The organism is Corallococcus praedator (assembly GCF_003612125.1).
GTDB classification, from domain to species: domain Bacteria; phylum Myxococcota; class Myxococcia; order Myxococcales; family Myxococcaceae; genus Corallococcus; species Corallococcus praedator.
Genome location: NZ_RAWI01000208.1, coordinates 1 through 16344, shown reverse-complemented (window position 1 = coordinate 16344; position 16344 = coordinate 1). Strand labels below are relative to the sequence as shown.

Genomic DNA, 16344 nt, shown 5'->3' with positions numbered 1-16344 from the left:
GGCGGGGATGTCCACGGACTCCGAACGCCTGCTGCCCTACCGGATGTCGGTGCAGGCGGAGGCGCTGGGCGTGGTGGCGTCGTCGGAGCGCTTCGACACCTTCCTCGCGGTGGGCCTGGGCGAGCGGCTGGACATCGACGAGGTGGTGGACGTCTACCTGCCGCTGTCGCGTCTCCTGCACCTGCAGGTGGCGTCGGCGCAGTCGCTGTGGGCGGCGCAGCAGGCGTTCCTGGGATATTCGGGGCGCAAGGTGCCGTTCATCATCGCCATCGCGGGCAGCGTGGCGGTGGGCAAGAGCACCACGGCGCGCATCCTCCAGGCGTTGCTGGCGCGCTGGCCGGATCATCCGCGCGTGGAGTTGGTGACGACGGACGGGTTCCTGTTCCCCAACCGGGTGCTCGCCGAGCGCGGCATCATGAACCGCAAGGGCTTCCCGGAGAGCTACGACAGGCGTGGGCTGGTGCGCTTCCTCGCGGAGCTGAAGGCGGGGAAGGAGGAGGTGACGGCGCCGGTGTACTCGCACCTCGTCTACGACATCGTCCCGGAGGAGGCGCTGGCCATCCGCCAGCCGGACATCCTCATCCTCGAGGGGCTCAACGTCTTGCAGACGGGGTTGGTGGAGGGGGGGCAACTGCCGCAGACGTTCCTGTCGGACTTCTTCGACTTCTCCATCTACGTGGACGCTCTGGAGACGGACATCCGGCACTGGTACGTGGAGCGCTTCCTGCACTTGTGGGAGACGGCGTTCCACGACGAGCGGTCCTTCTTCCGGCGCTTCACGGAGCTGACGCGGGATCAGGCGGTGGCCCGGGCGGCGTCGGTGTGGGCGGAGATCAACGGGCCGAACCTGGCGCAGAACATCGCGCCCACGCGCTCCCGCGCGCGGCTCATCCTGGTGAAGGGCAGCGACCACAAGGTCCGCCGCGTGCGCATGCGCAAGCTGTAGGCGGCAATGGGAAACACAGACATGGCTCCACGAATGGGTTCGCTCTGGGACGCGGTGGGCAACACGCCGCTGCTGCGCATTGGTTCACTCAGCCGGCGGACGGGTTGCGACATCGTCGCCAAGGCGGAGTTCATGAATCCCGGCGGCAGCATCAAGGACCGGGCCGCGAAGGGGATGATCCGGCGCGCGGAGGCGTCCGGGCAGTTGAAGCCCGGGGGAACGATTGTCGAAGGCACGGCGGGCAACACCGGCATCGGCCTGGGTTTGTTGGGGCGCGAGCGGGGCTACCGGGTGGTGGTGACGATGCCGGACAACCAGGCACGGGAGAAATACGAGCTGCTGGAGGCGATGGGCGTGGAGGTGCGGCGCGTGCCGGCGGTGCCCTTCTCCAATCCGTCCCACTTCTTCCATCAGGCGCGCGTGCTGGCGGAGGAGCACGGCTGGGCGTGGATGAACCAGTTCGAGAACACGGCCAACGGTGACTACCACTACGAGACGACGGGCCCTGAAATCTGGGAGCAGGCGGAGGGGAAGGTGGACGTGCTGGTGGCGTCGGTGGGCAGCGGCGGGACGTTGTCCGGGACGAGTCGCTACCTGAAGGAGAAGAACCCGGCGCTGCGCGTGGTGCTGGTGGATCCGCCGGGGTCGGGGCTCTACAGCCAGGTGCGGAGCGGGAAGCTGGAGACGACGGGGAGCTCCATCACGGAAGGCATCGGCATCATGCGGCTGACGGAGAACTTCCGGCAGGCGCGGGTGGACGAGGCGATGCGCCTGGAGGACCAGGACATGCTGGAGATGCTCTACCACCTGGCCCGGGAGGACGCGTTGGTGGTGGGCACCTCCGCGGCCATCAACGTGCGCGCCGCGTGGGAGGTGGCGCGGCAGCACGCGGGACAGGGGCTGCGCATCGTCACGTTCCTGTGTGACCACGGCAGCCGCTATGCCTCCAAGGTGTTCAACCCGGAGTTCCTGGCGTCCAAGCAGCTCACGGTGAAGCCGCTGCCGGTGGGCTGAGACTCCGGGGAGGGAAGGGGACGGGGACACGCTCAAGGAGCGTGTCTGGATGCGCCGTCCCCTTCTGTCACGGAGCTCCCACCCGGCCGCGCTACCGCGGACTACGGCTCCACTGGCTGCTGCGTCTGGTTGGAATCGAGATAATCCCACGGCCAGGAGTCGGCCGACGTGCCCTCCTGCAGGTAGTTCATGGGGTGCGCCGGATTGTATTTGTAGCTCTTCTCCATCTCTCGCTCGAACACGAACATCTGGTAGGCCGTGTACAGGCTGTGCTGGTGGTTCAAGTTGTAGATTCTGGAGGGAAGGGGCGCGACGGCACGGGTGGGCAGCGGCAGCAGTTGGCTCTGCCCATCAATGTAGGCTGGCTTGATCCTCGTCATGACCAGAGGGGTCATCTCATTGAGCAACCGCTCCAGGTCATTGTTCACCGCTTCGTACGTCGCATTGGTGCTCGCGCCGATCTGCCGGTGGTGCTGATGGCTGCTCACCTCGGCGACGTAGAAGTCGCGCAGCGCCTTGAGCGTCCAGGCCTCGCTTCGGGCCCGGAGAATCGTCTCGCGGCAGCCAAGCCCATGCAGCGCCCACTCGTGGGAGATGATCAGGAGCATGCCGCCCGGATGTGAGGTGGCCTGTCCCCTCATCGCGATCAGGACGCGGATCCGCACGTCGCGGGCCATGTCGAACCCGGCGAGGTCCCGGGTGAGCCGGAGGAGCGAAATCCAGGTGCCGCCCGGCGTCGTCGTGTCGGAAGGGTCCCTCACCTCGATGATGCACTGGCCATCGATGCCGTTGGTGGCGGTCGGATGGACCTCGATGATCAACGGGACCGCGGCGCTGGGGCCGGAGAAGGGCTCGATGACGGACTGACGGAAGACGCTCGAACTTTCGAGGATCTGCGTCAGTCGTGGGTAGAGCGCCGTGATCTGCGAGTAGCCCTCGATGAAAGGCCACTCCGTCGCGGGCGACTGCTCGTCCGAGACCTCCGGGGTGGAGGTCGCGGAGCTGCCGCGCCTGGCGCCAGAGCGGTTGCGAACCGCGACCTGGGATGGACCCACGTCCACCTCCATGCCAGGCGAGCCGCGGACCGCGTCGATGGTCTGCCTCAGGTCCAACTGCTCCAGCGGCGACGCCCTCAAGCCCGAAGCCAGCGACTCGCCGCCGAGCTGTGCGTTCAGCAGCCGCTCCTTCCACTCCTGGTTCTTCGCCGGGGCCTTGGAGGCGGGGAAGGCCTTGTCGATCTGCTCGTTCAGGACGGCGGAGTTGCGGCTGCTCTGGGCCGACAACGCGAGCTTCGTGGCCATTTCCCCGAAGGCCCGCGCGGTCTCCTGATTGGAGGTCATCGCCGCCAGGGCGTTCTTCTGGTTCTGGTCCAGGCCCGTCAGGTTGGCGAAGGGGCTCACCTGACCGAGCGCGGTCAGCAGCGAGCCCACCCCCGTGGGGTCCGGCGCGGCCGGTGCGTTCTGGATGTTGACGATGGGCTGCGGGAGCGAGGTGGGCGTGGTGCTCTGCGGCGTCTGGTAGCGGCTGTCCGTGCTCACCGGGTTGATGGCGGTGGGCTCGTCCGTGGGCGACTGCTCCCATCTCCAGAAGCGCGTGTCATCAATGCGCTCGCAGGCGTTGCAGGCGCCGCGCACGGCCTCCGCGAAGACTCCGGGCGTGGGCACGCTCAGGCGGAAGACGGAGCCCTGGCCCCCTTCGCGCTCGGCCTCCGTCTGGTAGTGCTCCAAGAGCGAGGCATGGGCAATGGCCCCACTGCCGCCCTGGTCCGGGGTGCCCATCTCGTAGGTGGGGTCCAGGTTGAGACCACGGGCCACCGGGAAGACGAGGGAGTTGCCCGCGACCCCCAGCAGCCGGTTCTCCACCAGCGAGGCCAGGGAGCGGCCCAGCACCCCGCGTTGCGCATAGATGGAGTTGAAGTCGTCCTGCGCCAGATGGATGCGGTCCAGCATCATGTACCGACGGTGCGGCGTGATGCCGTGGCACCAGATGGCGTGGTGGTAGTACTCGAGGTTCTCCTGGTTGAGATGGTCCCTGAGCTGCTGGGCCAGCCGTTGATCCTCCTGCCAGGGGTTGCGCTGCTCCTCGGGCTTCATGGGCGTGGGCAGGAAGAGCTGATCCGCGAAGCCGATGTCGTTGCGGATGGCCTGGTCATTCACCAGCGTCCCGCTGAAGTGGGGCGTGCGGTAGCGCAGCGTGCCCCGGTCGAGCACGGCGAAGCTGCCCGACAGGCTCACGCTGGGGGCGCTCAGCCGCAGCCCGACAATCTGGCTGCGCTTGAGGTCCGCGGGGGTGCCGGAGAAGGGCTGCTGGGCCACCCCTGCCTTGAGCGCCTTCAGGTCCGTGGTCCGCGTGGTGCGCACGGAGACGGTCAACGGCCGGCCCGGGGCGTAGTCGGTGAGCAGGGTGCAGTCCAGCCGCAGGTCCTTCACCGTCGTCCCGTTCGCGAGGATGGCCTCGAAGCGAAGCTGCTCGACGAAGTTGCGGGCGAGCGCGGGGGCGTGTTGCGTCTGGAAGGCGCGCTCCCGCTCCTCGATGGAGAGCTTGAGGAACAGGTTGCGGATGCCTTGGATGTCCAGCCCCAGGAAGACGTGGCTCAGGGTGGCCCAGGCGGCCGCGTCAATCGTCCCATCCGCGTGATCCGCCGGACGGCTCAGCGTCAGGCGGAGCTGGAGCTCACCGGAGAACTCCTCGATGGACTCCTCGCTGAAGGGAAGGAACGTCACCGCGCCGGAGGGCTCCACGCGGCGGGGGAAGTCCGTGCCCTGGTAGTTCCGGGCAATGCGCTCCAGCGCGTCGAAGCCCTGACGCAGCTCCCGTCCCCGGGTCGTCTCCGCGGAGTAGAGCAGGTGCTCGGACAGGCACTCGCGCCAGCGCAGGATCTTCGCGTCCGTGAAGAGGCTCATCATCAAGGGGACGAAGAGACACTCCTGGACGTCCACCACCTGCTGCTCGATGACGAAGTGCCGGAGGATTTCGAAGTACTGGATGGTCAGCGCGTGACAGTGGTTGTGGTTGGCCACCACTTCGGTCTGCACGGAGAGTGATTCGCCCTGCTTCGCGCTGGTGACGACGGTGGCGCGCTGGCTGCGCACGGAGGACGTGGCCTGCATGGTGGCGTCACGCAGCCGGTTGTGCAGGCTGGACGTCATGTCGCGGGTGTTGTCCTGCCACGCGGAGGACGTCCCCGAGCCGCCGGAGATGCTGAAGCCGGTCGACAGCCCCACGGCCACGCCGTTCTTGCTGCCGCTGCCAGCGCCCCCCAGGCCGAAGGAGAAGCCTCGCGTCTTGGCCGAGCTGCCACCCCGCATGGACTCCTGGACGGTCCCACTGAGGATTTCGTCGATGTCGCGGTCTCGCGACAGGTTGTGCGTCAGGCCCTCTTCGGCCACCGTGGCCTCGTCGCGCGAGGCCCCGTCCTCCCGGTTCCAGTCGTAGATGACGAGCTGCTTCTTCTGACCGGGGGCCAGCGGCAGGGAGTAGAGCAGGTCTCCCATCGAGTAGCCGTCCGCCTTGAAGGTCTGCTTGAAGTGGAGCACGTGGCCGTGCGCCAGCGAGACGGCTTGATACAGCTCGTAGTCGGTGGCGTCGTCGTCCCAGCGCAGGGGGTTCTTGGTCCCCAGCGTCTGTCGCAAGGTGCGGTGGAGATGACGGGCGTAGCCGACCGGGTCGGAGGTGTCGCCATTCCACTCCCAGGCGGGCGCTTCGCGGATGGGGACGAGCTGGCCGCGCGGGTCCGTGGTGCGCACGATGGCGTAGTGGCTGAACTCCTCCAGCGTCCGGTTGGGGACCGTGAAGTTGACGCAGGAACCACCGATGTCCTGCGAATAGCTGGACTCGTTGGCGACGAGCTCCTCCGTGCCCGGCAGGCGCGGGGTCGGGTCATGGCAGGCGCAGTCGTCTTCACCGCCGCCATCCTCGGCCGTGCTCCCTGTCTCGACGACCAGCAGGGTGAACGCGGGGAACGTGCCATCCGCGTTGAGCGCGATGGGCAGTTCCTCCTCGGGACGGGAGGAGACCACCGCGTGGGCCCCGAGGAATGGCGCGTTGGGGACCACCACGGAGAAGTTGCCGCTGCTGTGCGTGGTGACCGCGGCGAGGGAAATCTTGAGAGGGGTGCTCGTCCCGTCTCCTCGCAGGGCCTGGAAGAGGATCTGCTGCCGCTTCAGCGCCCTGCCCGTGGGGTCCACCAGGCGTCCCTTGAGGACACGGGTGGCTGACGCGGCACTGGAGCCTGGGACGAGGACGATGGGCGAGAACGGCTCCACCTGCACCTTCACCAACGCCAGCTTGGCCGCCTGGCTCACGGTGAGGTGCGTGGGAGAGATGAGTCGGGTGGGCAGGCCGTTGGGGGTGCGCACCACGAAGGTGAGGGGGCTGGTGGAGAAGCGGCCGGTGACGGCGAGCTCCAGTTGGAAGGCGCCCGTGGGGCCCAGCAGGCGCTCCTGGTGGATGGGCGTGACCTCGCTGTCTCCGGCGATGGTGTCCGGACAGGAGACCTCCAGGGTGTACCCCGAGACGGAGCCGGCGGAGCTCTCCACCGCGCCCAGGACGGAGATGAACTCCACCTCCTGTTTCGGCGCGGCCGCGGTGACCAGGCGGGTCTGCTGAGAGGCCTCCAGCGTGGCCCGGGAAGCCGACGCAGGCTCCATGGTCGCCGTGACCTGCGTGCGCGGGGCCACCTTCACCGCGGGAGCGCGCGCGGGCAACTGGAGGATGACGAGCCGGTTCGCTTCCGCGGACTTGCTCTCCGCGACCAGCACCGCATTCAGCGCGGCCTTGTCGGCGAACGTGTGCTCCACGACGGGGGTCCCCGCGAGGAGGACATGGAGCGAAAGGGGGAAGGGAAGCGCGGAGGCAGTGATCTTCTGGAAGAAGAACCCACCCTGAGGGCTGGTGATCTCCGCGGTGAAGAGAGGCGCGTTGGGCGTCTGGCCCAGCACCAACGTGCAGGCTTCCAGGCTGCTGGGTTCCGAGGTCTCTAGCTGTCCATAAAGTTTCATTGGCGCATGAATTATTTCCGGCGCGCACGGGAAAAGACACAGCAATTTGTGCTCAAATGAATTTTTCAAAGCGTGAGAAATGTCTCAAGCAGGCTCTTCCTGGGGCATCCACGCCCGGTTTATGCGGTGTCAGCCATCTGTTCCACACAGCGTGAATGTGATTGACCTCCGGACACCTTGAGTCGCTCGATTTCCAAGGAGGTCTGGTGATTCGCCGCCAGAAGAGAGCCATCGAGAAGCGCGTCCGGTCGTCTATGCTGCGTGGCCTCTTTCTCCTTCGTGGAGCTTCGATGATGCGCACTCGGCTGGGTCTCTTGGCGTTGCTGTTCGTCGTGGTGCCCGTGATGGCGGTGGCCCAGGAGCCGGCGGCGCCCGTGGCGGTGGCCTCCAGTGACGAGGCGACGCATCAGGCGCTGCGCGCCATCAAGCAGGACATGGAGGACGCGCTCAACAAGCAGGACCTGGAGCGGCTGCTGTCGCACCTGCACCCGGACGTCGTGTTCTCCACGATGAACAACGATGTTCGCGTGGGCAAGGACTCCATCCGCGCCTACTACGCGCAGATGCTGGGCGGTCCGAACAGCGTCGTGAAGAAGGTGACGGCGAAGTTCGACGTCGATGCGCTCACCCGGCTGTATGGCAACGCGGGCGTCGCCTATGGCTCGTCGCTGGACCACTACGAACTGAGCGACGGCAGCGACATCGTCATCAACGGCCGGTGGACCTGCACGCTGGTGAAGGAGGGGGACCGCTGGCTCATCGCCGCTTTCCACTACTCCACCAACGTGTTCGACAATCCCCTGCTCACCAAGGTGAAGAACGCCGCGATGGGCTTCGGGGCCCTCGTCGCCGTCGGCGCCCTCGCGGTGGGCTTCTTCCTCGGCCGCCGGGGCCGCCGGTCCGCGACGGCCTGAGCCGCGGCTGTCAGCTCGCCACCTGCGCCGGGGCCGTCAGCGCCTGGGACTGTTCGCGTGGCAGGAGCACGAAGCCACTGAACCAGGCGAAGCTGTTGGAGACGAAGACGCCGCACAGCGCGAAGCCGCGCAGCACGTCCAGCAGGACGGCCCGCTCGGAGCTGTCCACCGGGCGGGCGTTGGCACCGGTGAGCGGCGCGCTTGGGGCGGAGTCAGACATGTCTCCAGCAGATGCCCGCGTCCTCCTCGCGTCATTGCGTGCACCCGCTCCCCTTCACGGCCGCACCCGGGTGATGCTCCCGCATCCCAAGCGTTCAGGAGGTCCTGAGCGCGGTGGACTGACGCAGGAAGGGCATCCTCCGCGGCAGCTTCTTCGCCCAGAAGGACTCGACCGAACGGTGGAAGAGGCGGAGCAGTGGTGCTCCAGGCCTGCCTTCCAGCGCGGCCAGCTCCACGGCGGACCGGTCGAGCAGCGCCCGCGCCCGCTGGTACTCGCTGAGCGCCCAGGCCCGCCCCGCTTCGGAGGCGAGCAGCGAGTCGAAGTCCGCCGGGTCATGCCCCCCGGCGCGCGCTTCGGCGGCGACGTCGGCGGGCACGTTGAAGAGCCCCTGCGCCAGGTCCTCGCGCAGGTCGCGCATCACCGAACACCAGCCCAGCGCCGCGAGCAGGGAAGGCGCATCGTCCGCGTGCACCCGAGCATCCGCGACGTGCAGCATCAGCTCCACCGACAGGCGGAAGGTGGCCGCGTGCTGTGCCTGGAGCGTCGCCGCGTCCGACCAGCGTCCGTCCCGCACCCGCTCGCGGTCCTTGCGCATCGTACGCACCAGCTCGAGCACCTGCGCTCGGGCCCGGTCATCCGACAGCTCCGTGAGCAGGACCCCGCCCAGCGTGGTCGCGGTGTCATGGAACTCGAACGACGCTCCCGGGACGAGGTGCGCGCCCGTCTCAAGCCGCACGAGGAGCGCGTCGATGTGCTCCAGTGGCTCGCCTTCAACAGGCCGGTCTCCGTCCAGCACGTCGTCCACCAGTTGGAGGAAGCAGAAGCCCGCCCGCGCCCTGCGGGCCTTGCGCCAGCGCCCCACGGACTGCTGGTACAGCGCCAGCGCGATGAGCCCATAACGCGGGTGCCGGCGTGTGAAGCGGTACAGCTCCCTCGCGCAGAGGGCTTCCACCCGCACGGCTTCGAGGAAGCCCGCTTCCCGGGCTCGGGGCACCACGACGCGCCACGTGCCCCACGCCAGCAGCGCGCCCGCGAACACGTCCACCAGGTGGTGCTCGTGGATGAACAGCGTGGAGGCCGCGATGGCCAGCGCCCAGAGCGCGAACACCGCGCGGGCCAACGGTCCGGAACGCTCGCGGTAGGCCAGCGCCGCCGTGCACGCGAAGGCGACGTGGAGCGAGGGCAGGTAGTTGCGCTCCAGGTTCATCGTGTCCGCGAGGTGGAAGACCTGCGTCCAATCCCCCGTGACGGCGCGCGGCGGCCACGCGACCTCGACTGGAAGCACGAGGAAGCACAGCGCGCCCACGACGGTCTGAGCGCACAGCACCAGCGCGAAGGGGAGCATCTGCCGCCACGTCCGGAAGATGAACAGCGACAGCAACAACAGCACATCCATGCTCACGTAGACGGCGGCCCAGCCGGGGATGAAAGGGATGTGCTGCTCGAAGGGCAGGTCCACGCGCAGGCCGCCGGGATAGAAGCCCGTCACCCAGCTCGCGCCCCCGTAGACCATCAGGAAGAACAGCGCGAAGCCGCACGCGAGCGCACCCGTGCGTTTCAATTCGCCAGACGTCGGCCAACCGAAGAGCGCCGTGGAACCACTCATGGCGTCTTCTCCGGGAACGGACGCGGTCCCCTCCACATCTGGAGCCAGATGCGCAGGAACCCCGGACGCGGGACGCCCTCATCCACGTAGCGGCCCAGGTAGAGCCAGGGCACCTGGGGATGCGTGTGGTGGGCGCGATGGTAGTGATAGTTGAGGAACACCCAGCGCACAGGCGCGGCGACCCGCAGGTCCCACGCTCCCTCGCGCACGTCCAGCGGTGACCACGCATGGTCCGCGTACTGGAGCGAACTCCAGTTCACCGCGAACGCCGCGTAGCACAGCGCCCATCCGGCCAGCGTCAGGTCCAGCGCGTACGCCAGCCCCACCTGCACGGCCACCGTCCCCAGCACCTCGGCGCGGATGATGGCGCCCGGTGCCTCCTCCAGCCGCCCCAGGTACGCGTCCGCGCCGGTCTGCTCCCCATAGCGCGTGCCCGGTCCGCGCAGCCGCTTCAACAACCCCGGCGCGAGCGCGAACACCAGCGCCCCCACCGGCACGAACACCCAGTAGATGCCGGTGAGGATGGCGTACCACTGCGCACGCTTGAGCCAGCGGTGATCGCCCGGCCGCAGGTAGTCGAACTGCTCGCGGTCCGTGCGGTTGTGTCGGTGGTGCGTCAGGTGGAAGGCCCGCTGCAACGTGAACGACGTCGGGAAGAACGTCGCCGCCAGTCTCCCGAGCCCGTTGTTCACGCTTCTCGCCGGATGCAGCACGCCGTGCGTCGCCTCATGCAGCAGCGAGAACACCGTGTTGTTCACGTACGAGAAGACCCCCGCCGCCACCAGCCGCACCGCGAGCGCCTCCGCGTGCGACGCCGTCCACAGGCACAGGGCCCCCGCGCCCATCGCCGCGACGAGCAGCACCGCGTTGAGCGCGGCCGGGATGGGCGGGGCGTCATCGGAGCGCATCGGCCGGGTCCTCGGGCAGCCCGATGGCGAAGTCGATCAACTGGCGCATCACCGGATCCGCTGTCGCCGTGGCGACGTTGAAGCGCATCCCGTCCAGCACGGACAGGTCGCGGCGCAGGAACGACGTGTAGAGCCACCGCGACACCTTGAGCGCCAGCGCCGTCGCGCCCGGAACCCGCCCGCGCCGCGCGGCGACGGCCAACCGCACCGACACCCCCTCCGGCACCGGAGTCAGGCCCGCGAGCAACAACCCCCTCGCGCGGCCCAGGTCGCTCTGCACCGACATCAACGTGCCTCCGTGCAGCGTGAGCGTCACGCGGATGTGATTACCCGACAGCGCCTTCATCAGCCGGTCACTCGCGCCGGTGCCGACGACCCGCGACGTGTAGCGCAGCCGCAGCGTGAACGGATCCGGCGTGTCCAGCGTGGGCACGTCCCTCAGTTCGCGGTGGTGCACCGTGCGCAGGTGTTCCAGATCGAACGAATTCGCCGCGAGCGGCAGCCAGGGACAGCGCACCGTCACCGGCGGGCCCACGTTCCACACGTGCTCCGGCCCCCCCACGTCGGGAGGAGGGAAGAGCGCCGTGGGGCCGCTGAAGACCAGCAGCGCGCCGAAGCGCTCCTCCACCGGGAAGGCCTGGGGACCCGGCAGGTGGGAGACGTCCTTGCGACCTGGCACGGCGCGGCACCGGCCCGCCCCGTCGAAACTCCAGTGGTGCAGGGGACAGCGCAACAGCTCGCCCTGGACGGTGCCGTGCTTCAGGTGGGCCCCCAGGTGGGGACAGTGCGCCTCCAGCGCGTGCACCTGACCCGCGTCGCCGCGGAACACCACCAGCTCGCGCCCGCCCACCTGGACGCCCCTCGCCTGCCCCCGCCGCAGCGACGCGGAAGGACCCACGAGGTACCAGGCGCGGGGACGCACGGGCCCGGGGAGGCGCGCCGCATCCCCCCCGGCCGGTACAGGAACAGCCATGGTGCTGGACCCTAGCGGACCCGGTGTCCCCAGGGCCACGGGGGGTTGGTGGAGTGGTAGCTTTACGCTCGGGTTCCTGTTTAGTCAGGACGCTGGCGGAACCGGGCGCGTCGTCCGAAGCGGAGCGGGTCCGGGAAGGGAAGGCGACATGGCAGGCGAAACGGCGGGCAGCGGACGGGGCGGCACGTTGCGAGGCGGCACGCTCCAGGTGGTGCAGACCCTGGCGGCGCAGGGCGAACCGGAGCGCGCGGCGCAGCTCTACGAGGAGCTGGGAGCCGCGCAGCGCGAGCGTCTGCGCAAGGAGGCCTCGCAGGGCACGGCGAAGGAGCGCCACTGGCTGGTGGACGTGCTGCGCCGGGCGCGCGACTTCACGGGCGCGGCGCGGCTGCTCGACGGCAGCGGCGACGACGTGAACGTGGCGGACCTGTACGCGCAAGGCGGTCAGCACGTGGCGGCGGCGGAGGCGTACCTGCGCGCGGGCGAGGTGGAGCGCGCCGCGGCGGCCTTCGAGCGGGGTGGGGCGCTGGAGCGCGCGCTGGAGGTGTACCGGGGCCTGGGCGCCACCGAGTCCATGGCGCACTGCCTGGTCCGCCTGGGCCGCCACTTCGAGGCCGCGGACCTCTACCAGAAGCTGGGACAGGCGCACGCGGAGGCCGAGGCCCTGGGCGGCGTGCTCGCGGAGGACCCGCGCTACGTCGAAGCGGTGCTGCGCACCTGCAAGGTGCTGGACGCGGGAGGCTTCACGCACCGGGCGCTCGCGGTGCTGGCGGACGCGCTGAGCAGCTCTGAATTGCTGCGCGTGGATCCAGTGCTCGTCACGGAGAAGGCGCGGCTGTTGCGGCGCATGGGATTGGACGTGGAGGCGGAGGCGCTCCTGGCGCGTCTGGCCGCGGGCGCGTCCGTGCCGGAGGCCAGCGGCTACCGCTTCCTCAAGGCCATTCCCATCTTCGGTGAGCTGCCGTTGGAGGACATGAAGGACCTGTACCGGCTGGCGCGGCCCGTGGCGGCGTCGCCGGGCACGGTGCTGCTGGAGAAGGGCGCTCCCGGCACCGGGCTGCTGGTGTTGCTGGAGGGCTCGGTGGATGTCTTCAGCGGCAACGAATCCAACGCACGGCTCCTCAACACGCTGGGGCCGGGCTCGCACCTGGGGGAGATCTCCCTCGTGCAGGACGGCCCGGTGTCCGCGAACGTGCGGGCGAAGACGTCGGTGCGTGCGCTGCGCATCACCCGCGAGAGCTTCCAGCACTTCCTCGCCACGCATGACACGGCGTCGCTGCACATCTACCGGCTCTTCACGCAGAGCCTCGCGGCGCGCGTGCGGGCGCTGAGCGGCTGAAGGCTTCTCGCGGTGGGGGCGTGCCTGCTCCCCCGGCTTGAGGGGAAGCACACCCGGCGGGAGGGAGCGCTGGGAGTGCTTCCGTTTCTCCCGAAGGAAGCAGGCGAGCGTGATGAGGGGGGCCTGTCAGGGTCACCCGGCCGCCCCCATCCTCCAAGCTGGACCTCCTGCTTGGAAGGACGCCCCATGGCTTCGATCGCCGCACTGAAGACCCAGGCTCGCGCGAACTGGCGCATGTGGTTGGTGCTGGCCTCCACGCCCATCGCTTCGCTGCCGCTCCTGGGCGTCAGTGGTTCGAGGCGCAGGAGGATTGGACTCTTCGCCCATGTGGCCTCGGGGGCCATCGGGCTGGGCATCCTGTCGCTGGCCTTCATGGGCCTGGGCCGCATCCCGAAGGGGCCCGGTCGCCTGTCAGGCAAGAAGGCGTGGAACCGGGCACCCAAGGACTTCCCCATCTCCGGCTCGATGGTGCCGGATGAGTTCTCCGCGTCGATGGCGTCCGGACACTGAAGCAGGAGGCTTCAGGGGCGCCGCTCGATGCCAATCGAGACCGAGGGTCCGGTGAGGGCATTCCCGGTGCCGTCGGAGAGCGAGACGATGCCCAGGCTCGCGGAGAGCACGGTGGTGCCAGCGCCGCCGTTGCCCTTGAGGAAGCTGCGCACGCCGAGTTCACCGAAGTTCCAGCCGCTGGCCGAGCCACCGCCCGCGCCGAAGAGGGACAGGCTGGGGGTGAGCGGCACCTGGACCTCGCCACGTCCGGAGCCGAAGCGGAACTGGTTGTCGCGCGAGAGAATGGAGGAACTCCACGCGAGGTGGAACCCGTCGAGCGCCCCCAGCCGCAGCACCTGCTGGATGGACGGTCCGGCGTTGGATTCGCAGACGTTCTTGCCTTCGACTTCCTGGTACGTGTCCGGGTCGAGTTCGGGGAAGCACGCCTTCTGGCCGAACAGCGCCCCCGCGCCAATGCCCACTTCGAGGAAGTCGGTGGCGTAGGCGACGGCGACGTAGGCGGCGCCCGGCGTGTGGCGCAGGCCGGTGCCCAGACCAAAGCCTACCGGTTCGAGCTGGGCGCTCAGCACCACGGGGCTCTCTCCCGGCCGCCATGCGACAAAGGCGTCCAGCAGCAACCCGCCCGCGCGCGCGGAGCGTCCCAACCGGGTCGTCGCATCCAGCGCGAGGAACGGCCGGGCGTGGAAGCCGTAGCGCAGGTGCGGCACGCCGGGTTCGGGGAAGAAGAGTCGCGCCGTCACGGGCGCATCGGTGACGACGGCGGTGTCTCCCACGCGCACGCTCTCGCCCCGTCCCAGGCGCGCGAGGGCGGAGTCCTCGCGGGACACGACGACCTCCAGCACCACCTCGCGGGCGTCCTGGGTGCGGACCCGGACGTGGGCGCCTTCGTGCACGCCCGCAGCGTCTCCGCCGGAGAGCGTCACGTCGCCATCCTTCACGGCGGTGACGGTCAGCCGCTGTGCCGCCGCGGGAGGTGTGGACGGCGGAGCGGGGGTAGGGGGCGCATTGGTGACGACGGTGAGGTCGCGCGCCGAGCCCAGCGCGGAGGCCAGTGAGTCGGGCTGGGGCTGCTCGGGCGTGGCGAGGGAGAAGGCGTGGGCCTCTTCGCGCTGCTCGATGGCGAGGAGCGACTGGTTGACGATGACGAGCCGCACGAAGCGCCGGCCCTCCTCGACGCGCCGCACGAGCTGGGGCGTGGCTCCGTCGAGCTTGAGCACGGCGATGCCACCGCGTCCGAGCGCGGCGTAGGTCACGCCCTGGTGCACGACGGCATCCAGGACGGGGCCCAGGCCCAGGGTCTCCGCGGCGCGGGAGACAGGGGAGGCGGGGGCCTGGGCGACGATGGCGGAGGCGAGGAGGGTGGGAAGGAGCATGGCGAGGGGCTCTATAGCGCTCCCACCCTCCACCGTCCCTGGACTCTGGGTGACGTCTACTCGACGAGGAGCCGTTTCACGGGGGCCGGGTCCACGGCCACCATCAGCGGACGGGTGAAGTTGCTGAAGGACACCAGCGCCTGGCCCGGGGCGAGCCGAGAGACGCGGTTCCACAGGCTCTCGTCGATGCTGCCCACGGTCTTCTGCATCCGACTGATGACGGCGCCGTCGGTGATCTTGTGGATGATGAAGTTGTTGAGCAGGCCCAGCACCTCGTTGGGCAGGTGCTGCGGAAGCTGGGTGACGAAGACGAGCCCCAGCCACCGCTTGCGGCCCCGCTTCGCGATGCGCGCCACCTGTTCAAACAGCACCGGCATCTGCGTGATGCGGCTGGCGGACAGGAACTCGTGGGCCTCCTCGATGATGATGAGCACCGGAGTGACCTCGCCACCCTCGCGGTTGGCTTTTTCGTAGGAGAGTTCCTGTCGCTCCTGGAGGCCGCGCAGGATGTCCGCGATGACCAGGTTGTTGAGCACCGGCGAGTCCGTGTCCGACAGGTCGATGACGGACACACGACCGGGTGAGAGCATCGCGTCGTAATTCACACCCTCGGTGCCGGCCATGTCGAAGATGTTGAGGCGATTGAGGCGGCCCACCTTGCTCGCCAACGCCCTCCAGCTGATCAGGTTTCGGCTGGGCTGGGCTCGCACCTGTTGCATGACCTTCTTCGGGTCGGTCTTGAACACGCTCTTCAGCGGGAGCCCCTTTGACGAGAGGCTGGCAGAAGCCTCCTCCTCGTCCGCGGTGTCGCTGTCGTCCCTTTCGGCGGACCTCCCTCGGGAAGCGGACCGAGACCTGGGTCGGCCGTCGCTTCTTCCCTCATCGCTCAGGACGTAGAGATAGGCATTCACGACGTCCAGGAGGTGCTGGATGGTCATTTGCGGGTAGCCTGTCGCCATTTCGTCCACTTCCAGCGCCTCCTTGCGCTGGTCCTCGGTGGTCGGGAAGATCTTGAAGTCTTCCAACAAGACCTTCGTGACGTCGTAGGCCTTGAGGAAGCGCTCCTGCTGGGCGTCCGACATGTCGAGGATCTCCGCCAGCGCGTACGGCGACAGGCTGGAGAAGTTCAGCGAAAAACGGTGCAGAGGCTTGTGCTGTGGGTTGCGGGTCTCGCGACCGACGAGGTGATGGACATGCAGTTCCTTCACGCCTTCGGGCTGCTTGCCCCTGCGCTTGAGGGCTTCGAGCATCGCCGGGTGGGTCGTGGGCTTGTTCACGTGCGTGTACTCACCCTCCACGTCGAAGACGATGGTCGCGATGCCCGACTGCTGCGCGCGGTGGATGAGCGTCGCCACCGTGGTGGACTTTCCACCTCCCGTCGTCCCGATGATGCCGGTGTGCCGTGGGAGCACGGCCTTGTCCCGGGGATTGAGGCGGGCCTCCATCTTCTCGTAGCCCACCACGGAGCCAATGCTCAGCTCGCCCCCTACGCCCAGGACCTTGGCACTCTCCTGCTCATCCAGGATGAAGACGGGGCTCTGGGG

The 16344-nt window shown here is 68.7% G+C and carries 12 protein-coding genes; 5 read left to right on the top strand and 7 right to left on the bottom strand.

What is annotated here, in order from left to right:
* The first annotated feature begins 7 nt into the window (after positions 1 to 7).
* Together coaA and D7Y13_RS24430 are read left to right on the top strand one after the other, a co-directional pair.
* A complete protein-coding gene (gene coaA / locus D7Y13_RS24435) occupies positions 8 to 946 on the top strand; it encodes a type I pantothenate kinase (protein WP_244222371.1) in 939 nt (312 codons plus the stop codon).
* 21 nt (positions 947 to 967) lie between these two features.
* On the top strand, positions 968 to 1960 hold the full coding sequence (locus D7Y13_RS24430; RefSeq protein ID WP_120536128.1) for a cysteine synthase A: 993 nt from the start codon (positions 968 to 970) through the stop codon (positions 1958 to 1960).
* 101 nt (positions 1961 to 2061) lie between these two features.
* Here D7Y13_RS24430 and D7Y13_RS24425 read toward each other — a convergent pair whose 3' ends face one another.
* The gene (locus D7Y13_RS24425; protein WP_244222370.1) at positions 2062 to 6900 is read right to left on the bottom strand and encodes a hypothetical protein; all 4839 of its coding nucleotides are present in this window, start codon (positions 6898 to 6900) and stop codon (positions 2062 to 2064) included.
* A 350-nt stretch (positions 6901 to 7250) separates the two neighbouring features.
* Between D7Y13_RS24425 and D7Y13_RS24420 the strand changes: the two genes are divergently transcribed.
* On the top strand, positions 7251 to 7874 hold the full coding sequence (locus D7Y13_RS24420; RefSeq protein ID WP_120536126.1) for an SgcJ/EcaC family oxidoreductase: 624 nt from the start codon (positions 7251 to 7253) through the stop codon (positions 7872 to 7874).
* 10 nt (positions 7875 to 7884) lie between these two features.
* Here D7Y13_RS24420 and D7Y13_RS24415 read toward each other — a convergent pair whose 3' ends face one another.
* The 4 genes from D7Y13_RS24415 to D7Y13_RS24400 form a co-directional block, all read right to left on the bottom strand.
* Positions 7885 to 8094 carry a hypothetical protein gene (locus tag D7Y13_RS24415; RefSeq protein WP_370451716.1) on the bottom strand — a complete coding sequence of 70 codons (210 nt, stop codon included), beginning with the start codon at positions 8092 to 8094 and terminating at the stop codon, positions 7885 to 7887.
* 94 nt (positions 8095 to 8188) lie between these two features.
* The gene (locus D7Y13_RS24410; protein ID WP_120585107.1) at positions 8189 to 9700 is read right to left on the bottom strand and encodes a phosphatase PAP2 family protein; all 1512 of its coding nucleotides are present in this window, start codon (positions 9698 to 9700) and stop codon (positions 8189 to 8191) included.
* Positions 9697 to 10608, bottom strand: coding sequence for a fatty acid desaturase family protein (locus D7Y13_RS24405; protein WP_120585106.1), 912 nt, complete (start codon positions 10606 to 10608; stop codon positions 9697 to 9699). Before D7Y13_RS24405 ends, D7Y13_RS24410 begins: the two co-directional genes overlap by 4 nt.
* Complete coding sequence (locus D7Y13_RS24400) at positions 10595 to 11581, bottom strand: Rieske 2Fe-2S domain-containing protein (RefSeq protein ID WP_120585105.1); 987 nt, start codon at positions 11579 to 11581, stop codon at positions 10595 to 10597. Before D7Y13_RS24400 ends, D7Y13_RS24405 begins: the two co-directional genes overlap by 14 nt.
* A gap of 148 nt (positions 11582 to 11729) precedes the next feature.
* Between D7Y13_RS24400 and D7Y13_RS24395 the strand changes: the two genes are divergently transcribed.
* Entirely contained in the window at positions 11730 to 12917 is a 1188-nt protein-coding gene (locus D7Y13_RS24395) for a cyclic nucleotide-binding domain-containing protein (RefSeq protein WP_120536122.1), read from the top strand.
* A 186-nt stretch (positions 12918 to 13103) separates the two neighbouring features.
* Positions 13104 to 13427: a hypothetical protein gene (locus D7Y13_RS24390; RefSeq protein ID WP_120536121.1), complete on the top strand. Its 324-nt coding sequence runs from the start codon at positions 13104 to 13106 to the stop codon at positions 13425 to 13427.
* 11 nt (positions 13428 to 13438) lie between these two features.
* Here the strand turns inward: D7Y13_RS24390 and D7Y13_RS24385 are convergent, their stop codons facing one another.
* Entirely contained in the window at positions 13439 to 14800 is a 1362-nt protein-coding gene (locus tag D7Y13_RS24385) for a hypothetical protein (protein WP_120585104.1), read from the bottom strand.
* A 56-nt stretch (positions 14801 to 14856) separates the two neighbouring features.
* The coding region (locus tag D7Y13_RS24380; protein ID WP_147452485.1) for an ATP-binding protein at positions 14857 to 16344 on the bottom strand (1488 nt) is incomplete at its 5' end.